General features: G+C 62.8%; 12 protein-coding genes. 7 read left to right on the plus strand and 5 right to left on the minus strand.

The window, feature by feature from the left end:
* A partial coding sequence (locus BLT00_RS18360; protein WP_139199641.1) for a retention module-containing protein occupies window positions 1–1,561 on the minus strand: 1,561 nt, incomplete at its 3' end.
* Between the two features lie 455 nt (window positions 1,562–2,016).
* Between BLT00_RS18360 and BLT00_RS18365 the strand changes: the two genes are divergently transcribed.
* The 3 genes from BLT00_RS18365 to BLT00_RS18375 all read left to right on the plus strand — a co-directional run bounded on the left by BLT00_RS18365 (window position 2,017) and on the right by BLT00_RS18375 (window position 7,175).
* Window positions 2,017–3,375: a TolC family outer membrane protein gene (locus BLT00_RS18365; protein WP_092150956.1), complete on the plus strand. Its 1,359-nt coding sequence runs from the start codon at window positions 2,017–2,019 to the stop codon at window positions 3,373–3,375.
* A gap of 31 nt (window positions 3,376–3,406) precedes the next feature.
* Complete coding sequence (locus BLT00_RS18370; protein ID WP_092150959.1) at window positions 3,407–5,566, plus strand: type I secretion system permease/ATPase; 2,160 nt, start codon at window positions 3,407–3,409, stop codon at window positions 5,564–5,566.
* A gap of 244 nt (window positions 5,567–5,810) precedes the next feature.
* Window positions 5,811–7,175, plus strand: a complete 1,365-nt coding sequence (locus BLT00_RS18375; RefSeq protein WP_072341479.1) for an HlyD family type I secretion periplasmic adaptor subunit — start codon at window positions 5,811–5,813, stop codon at window positions 7,173–7,175.
* 185 nt (window positions 7,176–7,360) lie between these two features.
* On the opposite strand, the gene BLT00_RS18380 is transcribed toward BLT00_RS18375, so the two are convergent.
* Both BLT00_RS18380 and BLT00_RS18385 read right to left on the minus strand, forming a co-directional pair.
* Entirely contained in the window at window positions 7,361–7,957 is a 597-nt protein-coding gene (locus tag BLT00_RS18380) for a tRNA-uridine aminocarboxypropyltransferase (protein WP_092150962.1), read from the minus strand.
* A gap of 2 nt (window positions 7,958–7,959) precedes the next feature.
* The gene (locus BLT00_RS18385; RefSeq protein WP_003184133.1) at window positions 7,960–8,853 is read right to left on the minus strand and encodes a LysR family transcriptional regulator; all 894 of its coding nucleotides are present in this window, start codon (window positions 8,851–8,853) and stop codon (window positions 7,960–7,962) included.
* Window positions 8,854–9,203: 350 nt separating this feature from the next.
* On the opposite strand from BLT00_RS18385, the gene speB reads away from it, so the two are divergent.
* From speB to BLT00_RS18405, 4 genes are all read left to right on the plus strand, one after another.
* The gene (gene speB / locus BLT00_RS18390; RefSeq protein ID WP_003198979.1) at window positions 9,204–10,154 is read left to right on the plus strand and encodes an agmatinase; all 951 of its coding nucleotides are present in this window, start codon (window positions 9,204–9,206) and stop codon (window positions 10,152–10,154) included.
* A 9-nt stretch (window positions 10,155–10,163) separates the two neighbouring features.
* Window positions 10,164–10,589, plus strand: a complete 426-nt coding sequence (locus tag BLT00_RS18395; RefSeq protein WP_092150965.1) for a YybH family protein — start codon at window positions 10,164–10,166, stop codon at window positions 10,587–10,589.
* Window positions 10,590–10,640: 51 nt separating this feature from the next.
* A complete protein-coding gene (locus tag BLT00_RS18400) occupies window positions 10,641–12,155 on the plus strand; it encodes a purine-cytosine permease family protein (RefSeq protein WP_256572705.1) in 1,515 nt (504 codons plus the stop codon).
* 194 nt (window positions 12,156–12,349) lie between these two features.
* Complete coding sequence (locus BLT00_RS18405; RefSeq protein WP_092150971.1) at window positions 12,350–13,738, plus strand: sodium:solute symporter family protein; 1,389 nt, start codon at window positions 12,350–12,352, stop codon at window positions 13,736–13,738.
* Between the two features lie 237 nt (window positions 13,739–13,975).
* Here the strand turns inward: BLT00_RS18405 and BLT00_RS32190 are convergent, their stop codons facing one another.
* Entirely contained in the window at window positions 13,976–14,104 is a 129-nt protein-coding gene (locus BLT00_RS32190; protein ID WP_256222727.1) for a PA1414 family protein, read from the minus strand.
* A gap of 139 nt (window positions 14,105–14,243) precedes the next feature.
* Window positions 14,244–15,137, minus strand: a complete 894-nt coding sequence (locus BLT00_RS18410) for a putrescine utilization regulator PtrR (RefSeq protein ID WP_063322451.1) — start codon at window positions 15,135–15,137, stop codon at window positions 14,244–14,246.
* Between the last annotated feature and the right edge of the window lie 98 nt (window positions 15,138–15,235).

Genomic DNA, 15,235 nt, shown 5'->3' on the forward strand with positions numbered 1-15,235 from the left:
TGACCACGCCCGTGCTGGCGTTGTAGCCGGTGATGGTCAGCGTGTTGCCCAACGCAGTGGTAATCGATTGTGGGAAACCCGCCGCCACGCCGCCGGTGACGACGTTGATTCCACCCACACTCAAGGTCTGCACACCGTCCAGCGCGGTCACGGTAAAGGTGCCGCTTTGAGTCAGCGCCGATGCATCCGGACTGCTACCGTCGCTGAGATTTTTTTCCTGCAGCGATAGCTCACCACCCTCGGCATCAAGGCCCACCAACACCACAGGGTCGTCGTTGTTGTGCACTTGCAGCACCAGGTTCGCGGTGCTGGTGTCGCCATCGGCGTCGGTCAGCGTGTAAGTGAACGTCTCAGTGCCGCTGCCCCCGCCGTGCAACGCGACGAATTGCGGGTCGCTGGTGTTCAGGGTGTAGGTGTACGTGCCGTTGGGGTTGAGCACCAGGGTGCCGTAGGTGCCGGTAAAAGTGCCGGGCGTGATGGGGCCGGACGCCACATGGTCCGCACCTTGGGTGTCGTTGGGCAATACGTTGCCGGTGAGGGTCACCAGGGTTTCCGACGCCGTGTTGGCGTGGCTGTCGTCGATCGCCTGGGGTACGTCATCGGTGATGTTGACGTCCAGGGTGCCGGTGGCCGTGTCGCCGTCGGTGTCGACGGCCACTACCGGGAACTGCTCGGTAATGTTGTTGGCACCACCGCCGGCAGGATGGGTTTCATTGTCCGTCAGGGTGTAGGTGTAACTGACCACTCCTGTGGCCGGGTCATAGCCAGTGATAGTCAACGTGTTGCCCAGCGCCGACGTGATGGTTTGCGGGAAGCCCGTGGGCACGCCGCCTGTGATCACGTTGATGCCGCCGATGCTCAGGCTGCTCAGCCCGTCAGGCGCGGAAACCGTGAAGGTGCCGCTTTGCACCAACGCCCCCGGATTGCTGGCCGAACCATCGGCCAGATTGGCCTCGTTGGTGGTCAGTTCGCCGCCCTCGACATTGACCCCGTCGAGGGTCACCGGGTTATCCGGTGTCACCGGCGGCACGGTTGCATCGTCGCCCGTGTTGTCCGGATCACCGGCCAGGCGCAGTTGTGGAAACTCGGGAATCCCGTTGAACCCGGCCGTCGGAAAACCGATCTGCGGATCGACCTCCCCGCCAACTTCTTCCAGCAGCACAAAACTGTGCCCACCGCCCACGCCCCCCGGGTTGCCACCCTCGGGGCCGGCGGCCGTGGCTTCACCGGTCTGGGTCGGGTCGGCACCGGCGGCGATGGCTTGCTGCAGCTTTTGCACATCGGTCAGTTGCGCGTTACTCGGTGTCGCCGCGTCAGGCGTGTCGACATGCGGCGCATGGTTGGCGAGCAACTGCGGAGTCAGGGTCAGGTTGCTTTCGCGGCCCAGGGTCAACGTCTGGCCGTTCTGCATACGAACAGCCACCGCCCCTTCGGCACCGGTGACCAGGTGTTCGCCGGCATAAAGCCGATCGCCTTCGACCAGAGGCCGCCGCAGGCCACCGGCCGCTTCTGCGAATACTTGCCCGACTATTTTGCTGACGATTCCGATGAGCGCTGCCATGTGCATTTCCTCCGTTGCCGACCGCAATCGGCACGTGTCTGGGTGAAGAATCCGTCCTCAGGTTTGGCAATCCAGAAAGCTGGAAAATCTGCCAGCTTTCGTGAAAGCAGAAGGTGCTGGCAATTCGCCAAAACGACAAAAAACCGTCACCAAAAACCACTTCACAGATCGCTCTTTCGACACTTCTTCACATCGTTTAAAAATTTGCATGGAACTTTTATTGACGCCTAAAAGCCGTCGCAACCCGCAAACTAAAAGGCTTTCGCTCTGAACAATGTGCCGGTTTTTTTCAAGCTCATAAGTTTTTTTCGGAATAAGTCTTATGAGAAATTCTTCTTAGGTTTTGCTCAGGATGTTCTTAGCTGTGTTGTTACAAGGTTGAAACGGTTTTGATCTTTAATACGTCAATATTTTGGCGACAAGCGAAGCACTACAGACCTCAGGAGATGCACCCCATGCGCGTTCTAACCCCCCTCTGCAGCGCGGTTTTACTGGCCATGGCCTGCTCTTCTCAGGCGCAGGCAATGTCCTTGACCGAGGCGATCCAGAGCACCATTGCCACTCACCCAGAGCTGGCACAACGGGTGGACAGCCGTCTGTCGGCCAATGAAGACGTCAAGGTCGCCCGAGGGGGCTTTTTCCCATCGGTGGATTTGAATGCCGGTTACGGTCGTGGCTATAGCGACAACACCAACACCCGGGCCTTGGGCAACCACCACACCAACATCCTCACCTATACCCAATCGGAGCTGCGCCTGCGGCAGATGATCTTCGACGGGTTCAACACTGCCAATGAAGTGGACCGCACCCAGGGCGTGGTCAACTCCCGAGCCTATTACGCCCAGGGCACCGCCCAGGATCTGGCGCTACGCACCATCGAGGTCTACCTGGAAGTGCTCAAGCGCCGCGAGCTGGTGACCCTGGCCAAGAACAACCTGCAGGCGCACCTGCGGGTCAACGACCAGATCGGCCTGCGCACCGAGCGTGGGGTGGGCAGTACGGCCGACTCCGACCAGTCCAATGCCCGTCGGGCCCTGGCGGAAAACAACTACGACACCGCCCAGGTCGACTTGGCCGACGCCGAGGCCAACTTCTACAGCGTGGTCGGACGCATGCCCGATGAGCTGGAGACACCGCCCTCGACCAAAGGCGAAATCCCCGCCGACCTGCGCGAAGCCCAGCAAAGCATGGTGGATAACAACCCCTACCTGAAATCGGCCCAGGCCGACATACAGTCCGCCGAAAGCCAGTACGAAGTGGCGAAGTCGCCGTTCTATCCACGCTTCGACGCCGAGGCGGCGGTGGGCGCCAACAACAACCTCGGCGGCGAAGAAGGCCACGACAACAACTGGCGGGTCGGCGTGGTGATGAACTACAACCTGTTCCGCGGTGGCAGCGACAAGGCGCGGCTGGCGTCCAACGCCCACCAGATCAACCAGGCCATGGACATCCGCAACAACGCCTTGCGCCAGCTCAACGAAGACACGCGCCTGGCCTGGAACGCGATGCTCAACGCCCGCAAACAGACCCCCACCGCCCGCGAGTACGCCGACACCACCGCCCGTGTGCGCGCCGCATACCAGGATCAGTTCGGTCTCGGCCAGCGCACCCTGCTCGACCTGCTCGACAGCGAAAACGAGCTGTACAACGCCAACCGTCGCTACACCGAGGTGCGTTACACCGAGGAGTACTCGATGTACCGGGTGCTGGCGAACATGGGCCTGCTGTTGCACAAACAACGGATCGTGCTGCCGGCCGATACGGTCGCGCAGACCGAAGTCAAGAACCAGGCTCGGCTGCCGGAACTGAAGTAGCCCCCTCCAAAAAAAAATGGGAGCGAACACTGTGACCAGCATGGAACCCACAACCCCTGGCGTCGATCCGCGCCTGAACTTCGATGATCCCTTGCTGGACGGCCTGTTGATCCTCTGCAAACTCCATGGCGCGACGGTCAGCCGCGCCAGCCTCAGCGCCGGGCTCCCTATGGCGCACCAACGCTTGAGCCTGGACCTGCTGCCCCGCGCAGCGGCCCGGGCAAGCTTGCAGGCGCGGCTGTTGCGTCGTGAGCTGGCGGACATCTCCCCCCTGAACCTGCCGGTGATGCTGATCCTGGCGGGGGGCCGCTGTGCGGTCTTGCGGCGCTGGGGCGAGGATGGCAAGGCGCTGATTCTGCCCAGCGAAGCCGACGGCGGCGAACAGTGGGTCAGCCGCGAGGAACTGACCACCGATTACATCGGCCAGGCGCTATTCGCCCGGCCGCGCCATGAACTCGAAGACCTGCGCTCGCCCCTGGTACCCCGGGTCGAGGCGTGGTTTCGCGACACCTTGAAACTGTCGCGCTGGCTGTACAGCGACGCGATCCTGGCGAGTTTCCTGATCAACCTGCTAGGCCTGATGGTGCCGCTGTTCGTCATGCAGACCTACGACCGCGTGGTGCCGAACCAGGCCACGTCGACCTTGTGGGTGCTGGCCGTGGGGCTGTTGATCGGCACCGGTTTCGAACTGGTGTTGCGGGTGGTGCGTGCCCATCTGCTGGACACCGCCGGCAAGAAAACCGACGTGATTCTCTCCGCCACCCTGTTCGAGCGCATCACCGGCATGGCGATGAAGGCCAAGCCCGTGACCATCGGCGGCTTCGCCCAGAGCATCCACGACTTCCAGGGCCTGCGCGAATTCCTCACGGCGGTGACCCTCACCAGCCTGATCGACCTGCCCTTCGCCCTGCTGATGCTGGTGGTGATCGGCCTGTTGGGCGGCTGGCTGGTGGTGATTCCAGTGGTGGCGTTTCCAATCACCATTGTCTTCGCGATGATCATCCAGGTGCGCCTGCGCGACACCGTGCAAAAAAGCCTGGCCCTCGGCGCCCAGCGCCAGGCTCTGCTGATCGAAACCCTCGGCGGCCTGGAAACCCTCAAGGCCTGCAGCGCCGAGAGCGAGCGCCAGCATCAGTGGGAAAGCACCCACGGAGCCCTCACCCGCCTGGACAGCCACGCGCGCAACCTCTCGGCTCTGGCGACCAACGGCACGTTGTTCCTGCAACAACTGGCCGGCATGGCGACCATCGTCGCCGGGGTCTACAGCATCATCGCCGGCAACCTCAGCGTCGGCGCGCTGGTGGCGACCTATATGCTCGGCAGCCGGGTGCTCGCCCCGCTCGGGCAGATCGCCGGGCTGATCACCCGTTACCAGCAAGCCCAGCTCACCATGCGCAGCACCGATGCCATGATGGCGCTGCCCCAGGAACGCGATGCCAAACAACGGCCGCTGGATCGCACCCAGTTGCAGGGCGCGCTGGACGTCAGCGGCGTGACCTTCCACTACAACGGCCAGAGCACCCCAGCACTGGCGAACATCAGCTTCAGCCTCAAGCCCGGCGAACGGGTCGGGATCATCGGTCGCAGTGGCTCGGGCAAGAGCACCCTGGCGCGCCTGGTGATGGGTTTCTATGCGCCGGAGGAAGGCCAGTTGCTGCTCGACGGCCTGGACCTGCGGCAACTGGACGTCGCCGACCTGCGCCAACAGATCGGCTACGTTGCCCATGACCTGCCGCTGCTGGCCGGTAGCCTGCGGGACAATCTCACCTTGGGCGCCCGTTACATCAGCGACGCGCGCATGTTGGAAGTGGCGGAACTGACCGGTGTCACCGAACTGGCGCGCCAACATCCCCAAGGTTTCGACCGCCCGGTGGGCGAGCGCGGGCAGTTGCTTTCCGGTGGTCAGCGCCAAGCCGTGCTGCTGGCCCGGGCCTTGCTGCTCGACCCGCCGATCCTGCTGCTGGACGAACCCACCAGCGCCATGGACAACAGCAGCGAAGACGTCCTGCGGCAAAAACTCCACACCCATGTACAGGGCAAGACCGTGCTGCTGGTCACCCACCGCACCTCGATGCTGAGCCTGGTGGACCGCTTGGTGGTGTTGGACAACGGACGGATCGTGGCGGATGGACCGAAGGAAGCAGTCATCGATGCGTTGCGCAAGGGACGGGTGGGAACGGCGGCGGTTTAACAGCCCCCACAACACCTGTGGCGAGGGAGCTTGCTCCCGCTGGGCTGCGAAGCAGCCCCAAAGCCATTCACCCGATTGTGTCAGACGGACCGCCTCGACAGGTTTTACGACGGCTTCGCCGCCGAGCGGGAGCAAGCTCCCTCGCCACAAAAAGCAGCGCCCAGCTCTCTTCTAAAAGCAGCACCCGCTCTTTTCTAAAAAGCAGCGACCGGCTCCACTTCACTTAACCGACGGGTACCGCTCCATGTCAGCCCAAACACCGGATTCAACCGCTCGAAGCTACTTCGGCAGTTTCAGCAAAAGCGCCGAAAGCGAGTTCATGCCGGAAACCGCCGGCGCCACGCTGCAGGATTCGCCCCGGCGCTCGCGGGTCACCGTGTGGCTGGCCGCCGGGTTGATCGTCACCGGGTTGGTCTGGGCGAAGTTGGCGGTGTTGCAGGAAGTCACCACCGGTGAAGGCAAGGCGATTCCGTCGAGCAAGATCCAGGTGATCCAGAACCTGGAGGGCGGCATCGTCACCGAGATTTTCGTCCGTGAAGGCCAGATGGTGAACAAGGGCGACACCCTGCTGCGCCTGGATGACACCCGATATCAGTCGAACAAGGGCGAGAGCGAAGCCGACCGCTATGCCTTGACCGCCCAGGTCGAGCGTCTGTCGGCCGAGGCCGAGGGCCGGCCGTTCAATCTTTCAGCCGAGGTGATCGCCAAGGCCCCGCAAGTGGCCGAGGACGAGCGCTCACTGTACGAACAACGCCAGCGGCGCCTGGCCAGTGAACAACGGACCCTGACCGAACAGCTGCGGCAGAAGACCCAGGAGCTGGCGGAGTTTCGCTCCAAGCAAGGCCAGTTCAGCTCGGCCCTGGCCTTGCTGCAAGAAGAAATGAACATGTCCGCCCCGCTGGTGCGCACCGGGGCGGTATCACCGGTGGAGATCCTGCGGCTCAAACGCAGCGCGGTGGAAATCCGCGGCTCGCTCAACGCCACCACCCTGGCCATTCCCCGAGCCGAATCGGCGATCAACGAGATCAAGAGCAAGATCGACGAATCGGAACAGACCTTTCGCTCCGAAGCAGCCAAGGACCTCAACGAGAAACGCACCGAACTGTCGAAAATCACCGCATCGAGCATCGCCATCGACGACCGCGTGACACGCACTACGGTGGTCTCGCCCGTGCATGGGGTGATCAAGCAACTGAAGGTCAACACCATCGGCGGCGTCGTGCAGCCAGGCAACGACATGGTGGAAATCGTGCCCCTGGAAGACAACCTGCTGATCGAAGCCAAGGTCCGCCCCCAGGACGTGGCGTTCCTGCACCCGGGCCAGAAAGCCATGGTCAAGTTCAGCGCCTACGACTACACCATCTACGGCGGGCTGAGCGCCAAGCTCGAACTGATCGGCGCCGACACCATCACCGACGACAAGGGCAACAGCTTCTACCTGATCCAGGTGCGCACCGACAAAAACCATTTGGGCGGGGATGCCAAACCCTTGCTGATCATTCCGGGAATGGTGGCGACAGTGGATATCATTACCGGCGAGAAAAGTGTCCTGGATTACCTGCTCAAGCCGGTGTTGAAAGCGCGGACCGAGGCGATGCGCGAGCGCTGATCTGGATTTGACTCGCCTGTTTGGTCCGGGGACATGGTTAACCCCTGTGGCGAGGGAGCTTGCTCCCGCTGGGCTGCGAAGCATCCCCAAGACCATTCACCTCGCTGTATCAGACAGACCGCGCCAGTAGGTTTTACGACGGCTGCGCCGCCGAGCGGGAGCAAGCTCCCTCGCCACAGGGGCCTCTAAACCTCTCCATGGTTCTTCTGGTAAGTCTCCTCCCCCATCGCCGCAATCTGCCCCTCGATCAGCGCTTCGAACGGCCTCAACAACGCCTCGAAACTCGCCGGCGCCTCCAGCGTCTGCAACGCCTGGACAATCGCCTCCACCGTCGACAACGCCCCCGGCCCGGGCGCCTTGCGCAAGCGATAACGGGACACCCCACCTTCGGCCAGGGTCACCCTCGGCAGCGCCGCCAACAAGGGATTGAGGTGCAGCAACTTGCGCGCCTTGCGCCAGGTGCCATCGGGAACGACCAACAGCAGCGGCTCATCGGACAGGACATAGGCTTGCAACGGCTGCGCCTCGTCGCTGGGAAACAGCAAGCGCGCCTGATACCCCGGTTGATTGAGCAACCGGGGCAAATCCTCGAACACCTCACCCACGATCAACTCGGCATTATTGAGTCCCAATGCCGCCAGCCGGGCGGTATTCAAAGCATGGTTCACTTCACTGGGATGCTGCAACAGCAAGACGCGGGTGCGGCTGTCGAGGCTGGGGATCAGCGAGCACAGGCAATGGCTTTGCGGCCTGTGGCAACGCGGACAATGGATTCTGGACATGGTCAGGCCTGATTCAGTTGAGCTTTGAGCAAATCGCGGAAGGTCTGGATCAGCGGCTCGCGGCTACGACCACGGCGTACGATCATCGAAAACGGCGCCTGATAACCAAAGGTCGCCGGCAGCAGCACGCGCAAGTCGCCCTTGTCGACCCAGGCCTGGGCGTAGTGCTCGGGCAGGTAACCGACGTAGGCGCCGGACAGCACCAGGATCAACTGCGCCTCCATGCTCTCCACCGTCGCCGCGCTGTGCTTGAAGCCGTGGCGCGCCAGTTCGGCCTGGCTCCAGTAACCGCGCCCGACCATGCGCTGTTGGGTGATGACCTGCTCGGGAATGCGCCGCTCGTTGAACAACGGGTGGCGGTTGCTGCAGTACAACCAGTGCTGCTCACGGTACAGCGGCATGTAGACCAGCCCGCTCATGCGCGTGGAAAACGCACCGATGGCCAGGTCCAGGCGATTATCCTGCACGCCCAGTTGCAACTCATAAGGGCTCATGACCGACAGGTGCAAATGCACCGCCGGATGCTCCTGGCTGTAGGCGCCAATGGCTTCGGCAAACGGCAGGGCCTTGTCGCTGACAGTGGAATCGATCACCCCCAGGTTCAAGGTGCCGCGCAGTTCCCCTTTAAGCGCGGCAGCGTACTGCTCGAACCCTTCGAGCTCGCCCAGCAGGCGCAAGGTTTCCTGATGGAACAGCTCGCCCTTGCTGGTCAGACTGAAGCCACCCCGGCCGCGATGACACAACACCAGGCCCAAGGCCGATTCCAGTTGGCTCATGTAGGTGCTGATGGCCGACGTGGACAGGTTGAGTTCGTGCTGGGCATTGGCGAACCCTTGGTGCCGAACCACGCTGACAAAAATGCGCAGCAGTTTCAGGTCGGGTAGAGCGTTGGCCATCAGATACTCCTGAACTCACGGGACATAGAACTTGCAGAGCTTTTGTGGCGAGGGAGCTTGCTCCCGCTCGGCGGCGCAGCCGTCGTAAACCTATCGCTGCAATCTGCCTGAGGCACCGAGGTGATTGGTTTTGGGGCGGCTTCGCCGCCCAGCGGGAGCAAACTCCCTCGCCACAGGGGCACCATGTCCCCCAGACCACACGGGATACTGCACGGATTGGGAGTCTATCGCCCCGCCCGCCATTAGTTTAGAAAAATCTGAACTAAGTATTTGCCCCCAGCGATTCTTCACGGCAACGGCTTTTCGCAGAATCGGCCCCTGATAAGTAAAACAACGATGAGGCCCTACCCGTGGACAAGATTCTTCACCAACCACTGGGCGGCAACGAAATGCCGCGCTTCGGCGGCATCGCCACCATGATGCGACTCCCCCATTTGCAAACCGCTGCCGGCCTGGACGCTGCGTTCGTCGGCGTGCCGCTGGACATCGGCACCTCCCTGCGCGCCGGCACTCGTTTCGGGCCGCGGGAGATCCGCGCCGAATCCGTGATGATCCGCCCCTACAACATGGCCACTGGCGCCGCGCCGTTCGACTCGCTGTCGGTGGCCGACATCGGCGACGTGCCGATCAACACCTTCAACCTGCTGGACGCGGTGCGGATCATCGAGGAGTCTTACCACAAGATCCTCGAACACAACGTCATCCCCCTGACCCTGGGCGGCGACCACACCATCACCCTGCCGATCCTGCGGGCGATCCACAAGAAACACGGCAAGGTCGGCCTGGTGCACATCGACGCCCACGCCGATGTGAACGACCACATGTTCGGCGAGAAGATCGCCCACGGCACCACCTTCCGCCGCGCCGTCGAAGAAGGCTTACTCGATTGCGACCGCGTGGTGCAGATCGGCCTGCGGGCCCAGGGCTACACCGCCGATGATTTCAACTGGAGCCGTAACCAGGGTTTCCGTGTGGTCCAGGCCGAAGAGTGCTGGCACAAATCCCTGGCACCGCTGATGGCTGAAGTGCGTGAGAAAGTCGGTGGCGGCCCGGTGTACCTGAGCTTCGACATCGACGGTATCGACCCAGCCTGGGCGCCTGGCACCGGCACCCCGGAAATCGGCGGGCTGACCACCATCCAGGCGATCGAAATCGTGCGCGGCTGCCAGGGCCTCGACCTGGTGGGTTGCGATCTGGTAGAAGTCTCGCCGCCGTACGACACCACCGGCAACACCTCGCTGCTGGGCGCCAACTTGCTGTACGAGATGCTCTGCGTACTGCCTGGCGTGGTTCATCGCTGAGGTGCGGTCATGAACGATCGAGATCAGGTTCTCAAGGCCGCCGCCGAATTGGTGTCGGCCTTCGCCCGCAATGACCGCGACGCCTACTTTGGCGCGTTCACAGGCGATGCGAGTTTCGTGTTCTACACCCTCGAACAGCCCCTGCTGTCACGCGATGCCTACCAGGCGTTGTGGGATCGCTGGCGCTCCGAGGATGGCTTCGAGGTGCTCACGTGCACCTCAAGCAACGCCTTCGTCAGCCTGCAAGGGGACGTGGCGATTTTCATCCATGACGTGGCCACCGAGCTGCGCATGCAAGGGGAGCGACACTTTAGCCAGGAGCGCGAAACCATCCTGTTCCGCAAACAGGAAGGCCGCGCACAAGAACAACAGGGCCTATGGCTGGCCTGCCATGAACATTTGTCCGCCATGCCGGAAGGGCTGCCACCCCCTTAGCCAAACAGGCGACGCTCACACACGATGAGCGCGCCTTGATGATCGGAGCAGATCATGAATAACAATAACGATAAAAGCCTTACGCAAATTGAAACCAACGGGGTCGAACAGATCCCGGACCACCAACGAACCGCCGGCCCGGGGGACTTGTTTCGCCTGATCTTCGGTGGCGCCAATACCTTTGCCACCGCCGTGCTCGGCAGTTTCCCGGTGCTGTTCGGCCTGTCATTCCAGGCCGGTGTCTGGGCGATTGTGCTAGGGGTGTTGGTGGGGTCGATCATCCTCGCTCCCATGGGCCTGTTCGGCCCGCTCAACGGCACCAACAACGCGGTTTCTTCCGGTGCGCACTTCGGCGTGCACGGGCGGATCGTCGGCTCGTTCCTCTCGTTGCTGACCGCCATCGCGTTCTTCTCGCTGTCGGTGTGGAGTTCGGGGGACGCGTTGATCGGCGGCGCCAAGCGGCTGATCGGCGTGCCGGAAACCGACCTGAGCCTGGGCCTGGCCTACGGCCTGTTTGCCCTGCTGGTGTTGACGGTGTGCATCTACGGCTTCCGCTTCATGCTGTGGGTCAACCGCATCGCCGTATGGGCCGCCAGCCTGCTGTTTTTGCTGGGTATCCTGGCTTTCGCACCGACCTTCGACAGCCAGTTCGCCGGCACCGTCAGCCTCGGCCAGCCGGGCTTCTGGGCGGCGTTTATCGGCGCGGCGCTGGTGGCCATGAGCAACCCGATTTCCTTCGGTGCGTTCCTGGGTGACTGGTCGCGCTACATCCCCCGCAACACGCCCAAGCGCCGCATCATGCTGGCCGTGATCGCTGCGCAGCTGGCGACGTTGATCCCGTTCCTGTTCGGCCTCGCCACCGCCACCATCGTGGCGATCAAGGCGCCGGACTACATCGCGGCCAACAACTACGTGGGCGGCCTGCTGGCGGTTTCGCCGAGCTGGTTCTTCCTGCCGGTGTGCCTGATCGCGGTGATCGGCGGCATGTCCACCGGCACCACGTCGCTGTATGGCACCGGGCTGGACATGTCCAGCGTGTTTCCACGAGTGCTGTCGCGGGTCAAGGCGACGCTGCTGATCGGCGTGCTGTCGATTGCGTTCATCTTCATCGGGCGCTTCGCGGCGAACCTGGTGCAGAGCGTCTCGACCTTCGCCGTGCTGATCATCACCTGCACCACACCGTGGATGGTGATCATGATCATCGGCCTGTTGGTGCGCCGCGGCTTCTACTGCCCGGACGACCTGCAAGTGTTCACCCGCGGCGAAACCGGCGGGCGCTACTGGTTCAGCCATGGCTGGAACTGGCGCGGCCTCGGGGCGTGGATTCCCAGCGCATTGGTGGGGTTGTGCTTCGTCAACCTGCCAGGGCAGTTCGTCGGGCCGCTGGGGGAATTGGCCGGCGGGATCGACATCAGCCTGCCGGTGACCCTGGGGTTGGCCTCGGTGGTGTACTTGGTGCTGCTTGGGTTATTCCCGGAACCGGCGGCGGTGTACGGGCCGGATGATCCGCGGAGCAAAGGCTCTTCGGTGTCAATCGATAGCCCCTCCCTCAGGCAGACCGTCTGACCCGAGCCAACAAACCCCCTGTGGCGAGGGAGCTTGCTCCCGCTCGACTGCGCAGCAGTCGCTATCAAGGGCTGCTTCGCAGCCCAGCGGGAGCAAGCTCCCTCGCCACACAAGCACGTTCGCACTGAGGGCGCGGTGCCAGGGAGGGCATCACCCCGACTTCCTATAAAAAAGACAATCGGAGACACGCCATCATGGCTTTGGACTTAATCGTCGTTCTTCTCTACGCCACTGGCATGATCGCCCTCGGCTGGTACGGCATGCGCCGCGCTAAAACCCGTGACGACTACCTGGTCGCCGGGCGCAATCTCGGCCCGGGCTTCTACCTGGGCACCATGGCTGCCACCGTCCTGGGCGGCGCGTCCACCATTGGCACCGTGCGCCTGGGCTACGTCTACGGTATTTCCGGATTTTGGCTGTGCGGCGCCATCGGCCTGGGCATCGTCGGCCTGAGCCTGTTCCTCGCCAAGCCGTTGCTCAAGCTCAAGATCTACACCGTGACCCAGGTGCTGGAGCGCCGCTACAACCCGGCCGCGCGCCAGGCCAGTGCGCTGATCATGCTGGTTTACGCACTGATGATCGGCGCCACCTCGACCATCGCCATCGGCACCGTGATGCAGGTGCTGTTCGGCTTGCCGTTCTGGGTGTCGATCCTGGTGGGCGGTGGCGTGGTGGTGCTGTACTCCACCATCGGCGGCATGTGGTCGCTGACCCTCACCGACATCGTGCAATTCCTGATCATGACCGTTGGCCTGGTGTTCCTGCTGATGCCGATGTCCATCGTCGATGCCGGTGGCTGGGATGCGATGGTGGCGGCATTGCCGGCCAGTTACTTCGATTTCACCGCGATTGGCGGGGACACCATCCTCACCTACTTCCTGATCTACTTCTTCGGCATCTTCATCGGCCAGGACATCTGGCAGCGGGTATTCACCGCTCGCAGTGAAGGCGTGGCCAAAGTGGCCGGCACCGCCGCCGGCCTGTACTGCGTGCTGTACGGCCTGGCCGGTGCGTTGATCGGCATGGCGGCCAAGGTATTGCTGCCGGACCTGGAAAACGTCAACAACGCCTTCGCCAGCATCGTCCAGACCAGCCTGCCCAACGGCATTCGCGGCCTGGTGATCGCCGCGGCCCTGGCAGCCTTGATGTCCACCGCCGCAGCGGGCCTGCTCGCGGCGTCCACCACGGTGGTCCAGGACTTGCTGCCCCGTCTGCGCCAGGGCCGTGAAAGCGGCAGTGGCGACGTTCACGAGAACCGCATCGCGACCCTGCTGATGGGCGCGGTAGTCCTGGTGATCGCCCTAGTGGTCAGCGACGTCATCAGCGCCCTGACCCTGGCCTACAACCTGCTGGTGGGCGGCATGCTGATCCCGCTGATCGGCGCCATCTACTGGAAACGCGCCACCACCGCCGGCGCGATCACCAGCATGTCGCTGGGCTTCCTGACCGCGCTGTTCTTCATGCTCAAGGATGGCCTGGACGCCAACACGCCGATCTACTACAGCCTGAGCGTGGCGCTGGTGAGTTTTGTGCTGGTGAGCTTGTTGTCGCCACGGCCGAGTGCGGTGGCCAAGGCGATCTAACCGGTACGACGCAGTACCCGTGGCGAGGGAGCTTGCTCCCGCTGGTGCGCGAAGCGCGCCCAAAGCCAGGCGCCTCGGTGTGTCAGAAAGGGCTCAGGAGCTGATGGGGTCCGCTTCGCAGCCCAGCGGGAGCAAGCTCCCTCGCCACAGATTGCATACAAAATAAAAGATCGCAGTCCTCGGCCGTCTCGTTTGAAACGGTCGAAGACTGCGATCTCTCCAAATTCTGCGGTGTAGTTACCGGCGGCGCGGTTGGCGGCGGCGTTGCTCGTCATCGGTGCGGATCGGTATCGGTTGCATCGGTGGCTCGATCAGGCCAAGCGCGACACCCAGGTCATGAAGCCAATTCTGGATTTTCTCTTTCATCGTGGTGCCCCCTCAGGGTGGTACGAGCGGCAAATTACTGTGGCCCCTTCGCACTGATAATAGTCCGATGTTCTACGCAATGCTCGTCTCAGTTTGCAATGATCTGTTACTGAATTGATCCAAATCCACCTCCCGGAGTTCAAGCCGATTGCGCCGTCGTCATGGGCGTTCGCGGCCAGGCCTGTTGTTGCAATTCAATCCAAGCGTTGAGGTTGGCCCCGACCATGCCTTTGCGCCACATCAGCCAAGTGGTGGCACTGGCGAACGGCTCGGCCAGTGAATGCACCGATACCCGCTCGCGGCCCGGCAGGCTGGCCAGCATCGACTCGGACATCAACGCCACCCCGGACCCGGCGATCACACACGCCAGCATCCCCTGGTAAGACTCGATTTCCATCGCCCGGCCCATGGTCGCGTGATCATGGGCAAACCAGGCCTCTAATCGCATCCGGTACGAACAACCACGCCGGAACGTGAACACCGCGCGGCCCTGCACATCCAGGGCACTGCGAACCGGCGGATGATCGGCCTCGGTAATCAGCACCAACCGCTCGTCGCACAACGGCACGCCATCCAACCCCGCGAGCTCCAGCGGGCCGTCCACCAGCGCCGCGTCGAGCCGGTTGGTGAGCAGGCCTTCAAGCAGCTCGCCACTGGGCCCCGATTGCACTTGCAGGTTCACCGCCGGATACGCCCGGTGATAAGCCGCCAGCAGGTCCGGCAAATGCGTCGCCGCCGTGCTGTACATCGTGCCCAGCAGGAAGTCCCCGGCCGGCTGCCCACCCTGCACGGCGGCATGGGCCTCGTCGTGCAAGGCGAACAGCTTGGCCGCGTAGTCCAGCAGGACTTTTCCTGCCGGCGACAACTGCAAACGCTGACGCTCCCGCAGGAAAAGGTCCACGCCCAGTTGCTCTTCAAGCTGCTTGAGCCGGGTCGACAGGTTCGACGGCACCCGGTGCAGGCGCTCGGCGGCCCGGGTGATGGAACCTTCCTCGGCCACGGCCTGGAAAATCCGCAGTTGGCTGAACTCCATGACCTTCTCCAAAAAAGAACAAGTTACTCACTATTATTCATTTTTAATGAAAGTCAATCAGTCCTAGCCTGACGGTCATTCGCCCCGACACCGGAGAA

The organism is Pseudomonas sp. NFACC51, assembly GCF_900103575.1.
GTDB lineage: Bacteria > Pseudomonadota > Gammaproteobacteria > Pseudomonadales > Pseudomonadaceae > Aquipseudomonas > Aquipseudomonas fluorescens_Q.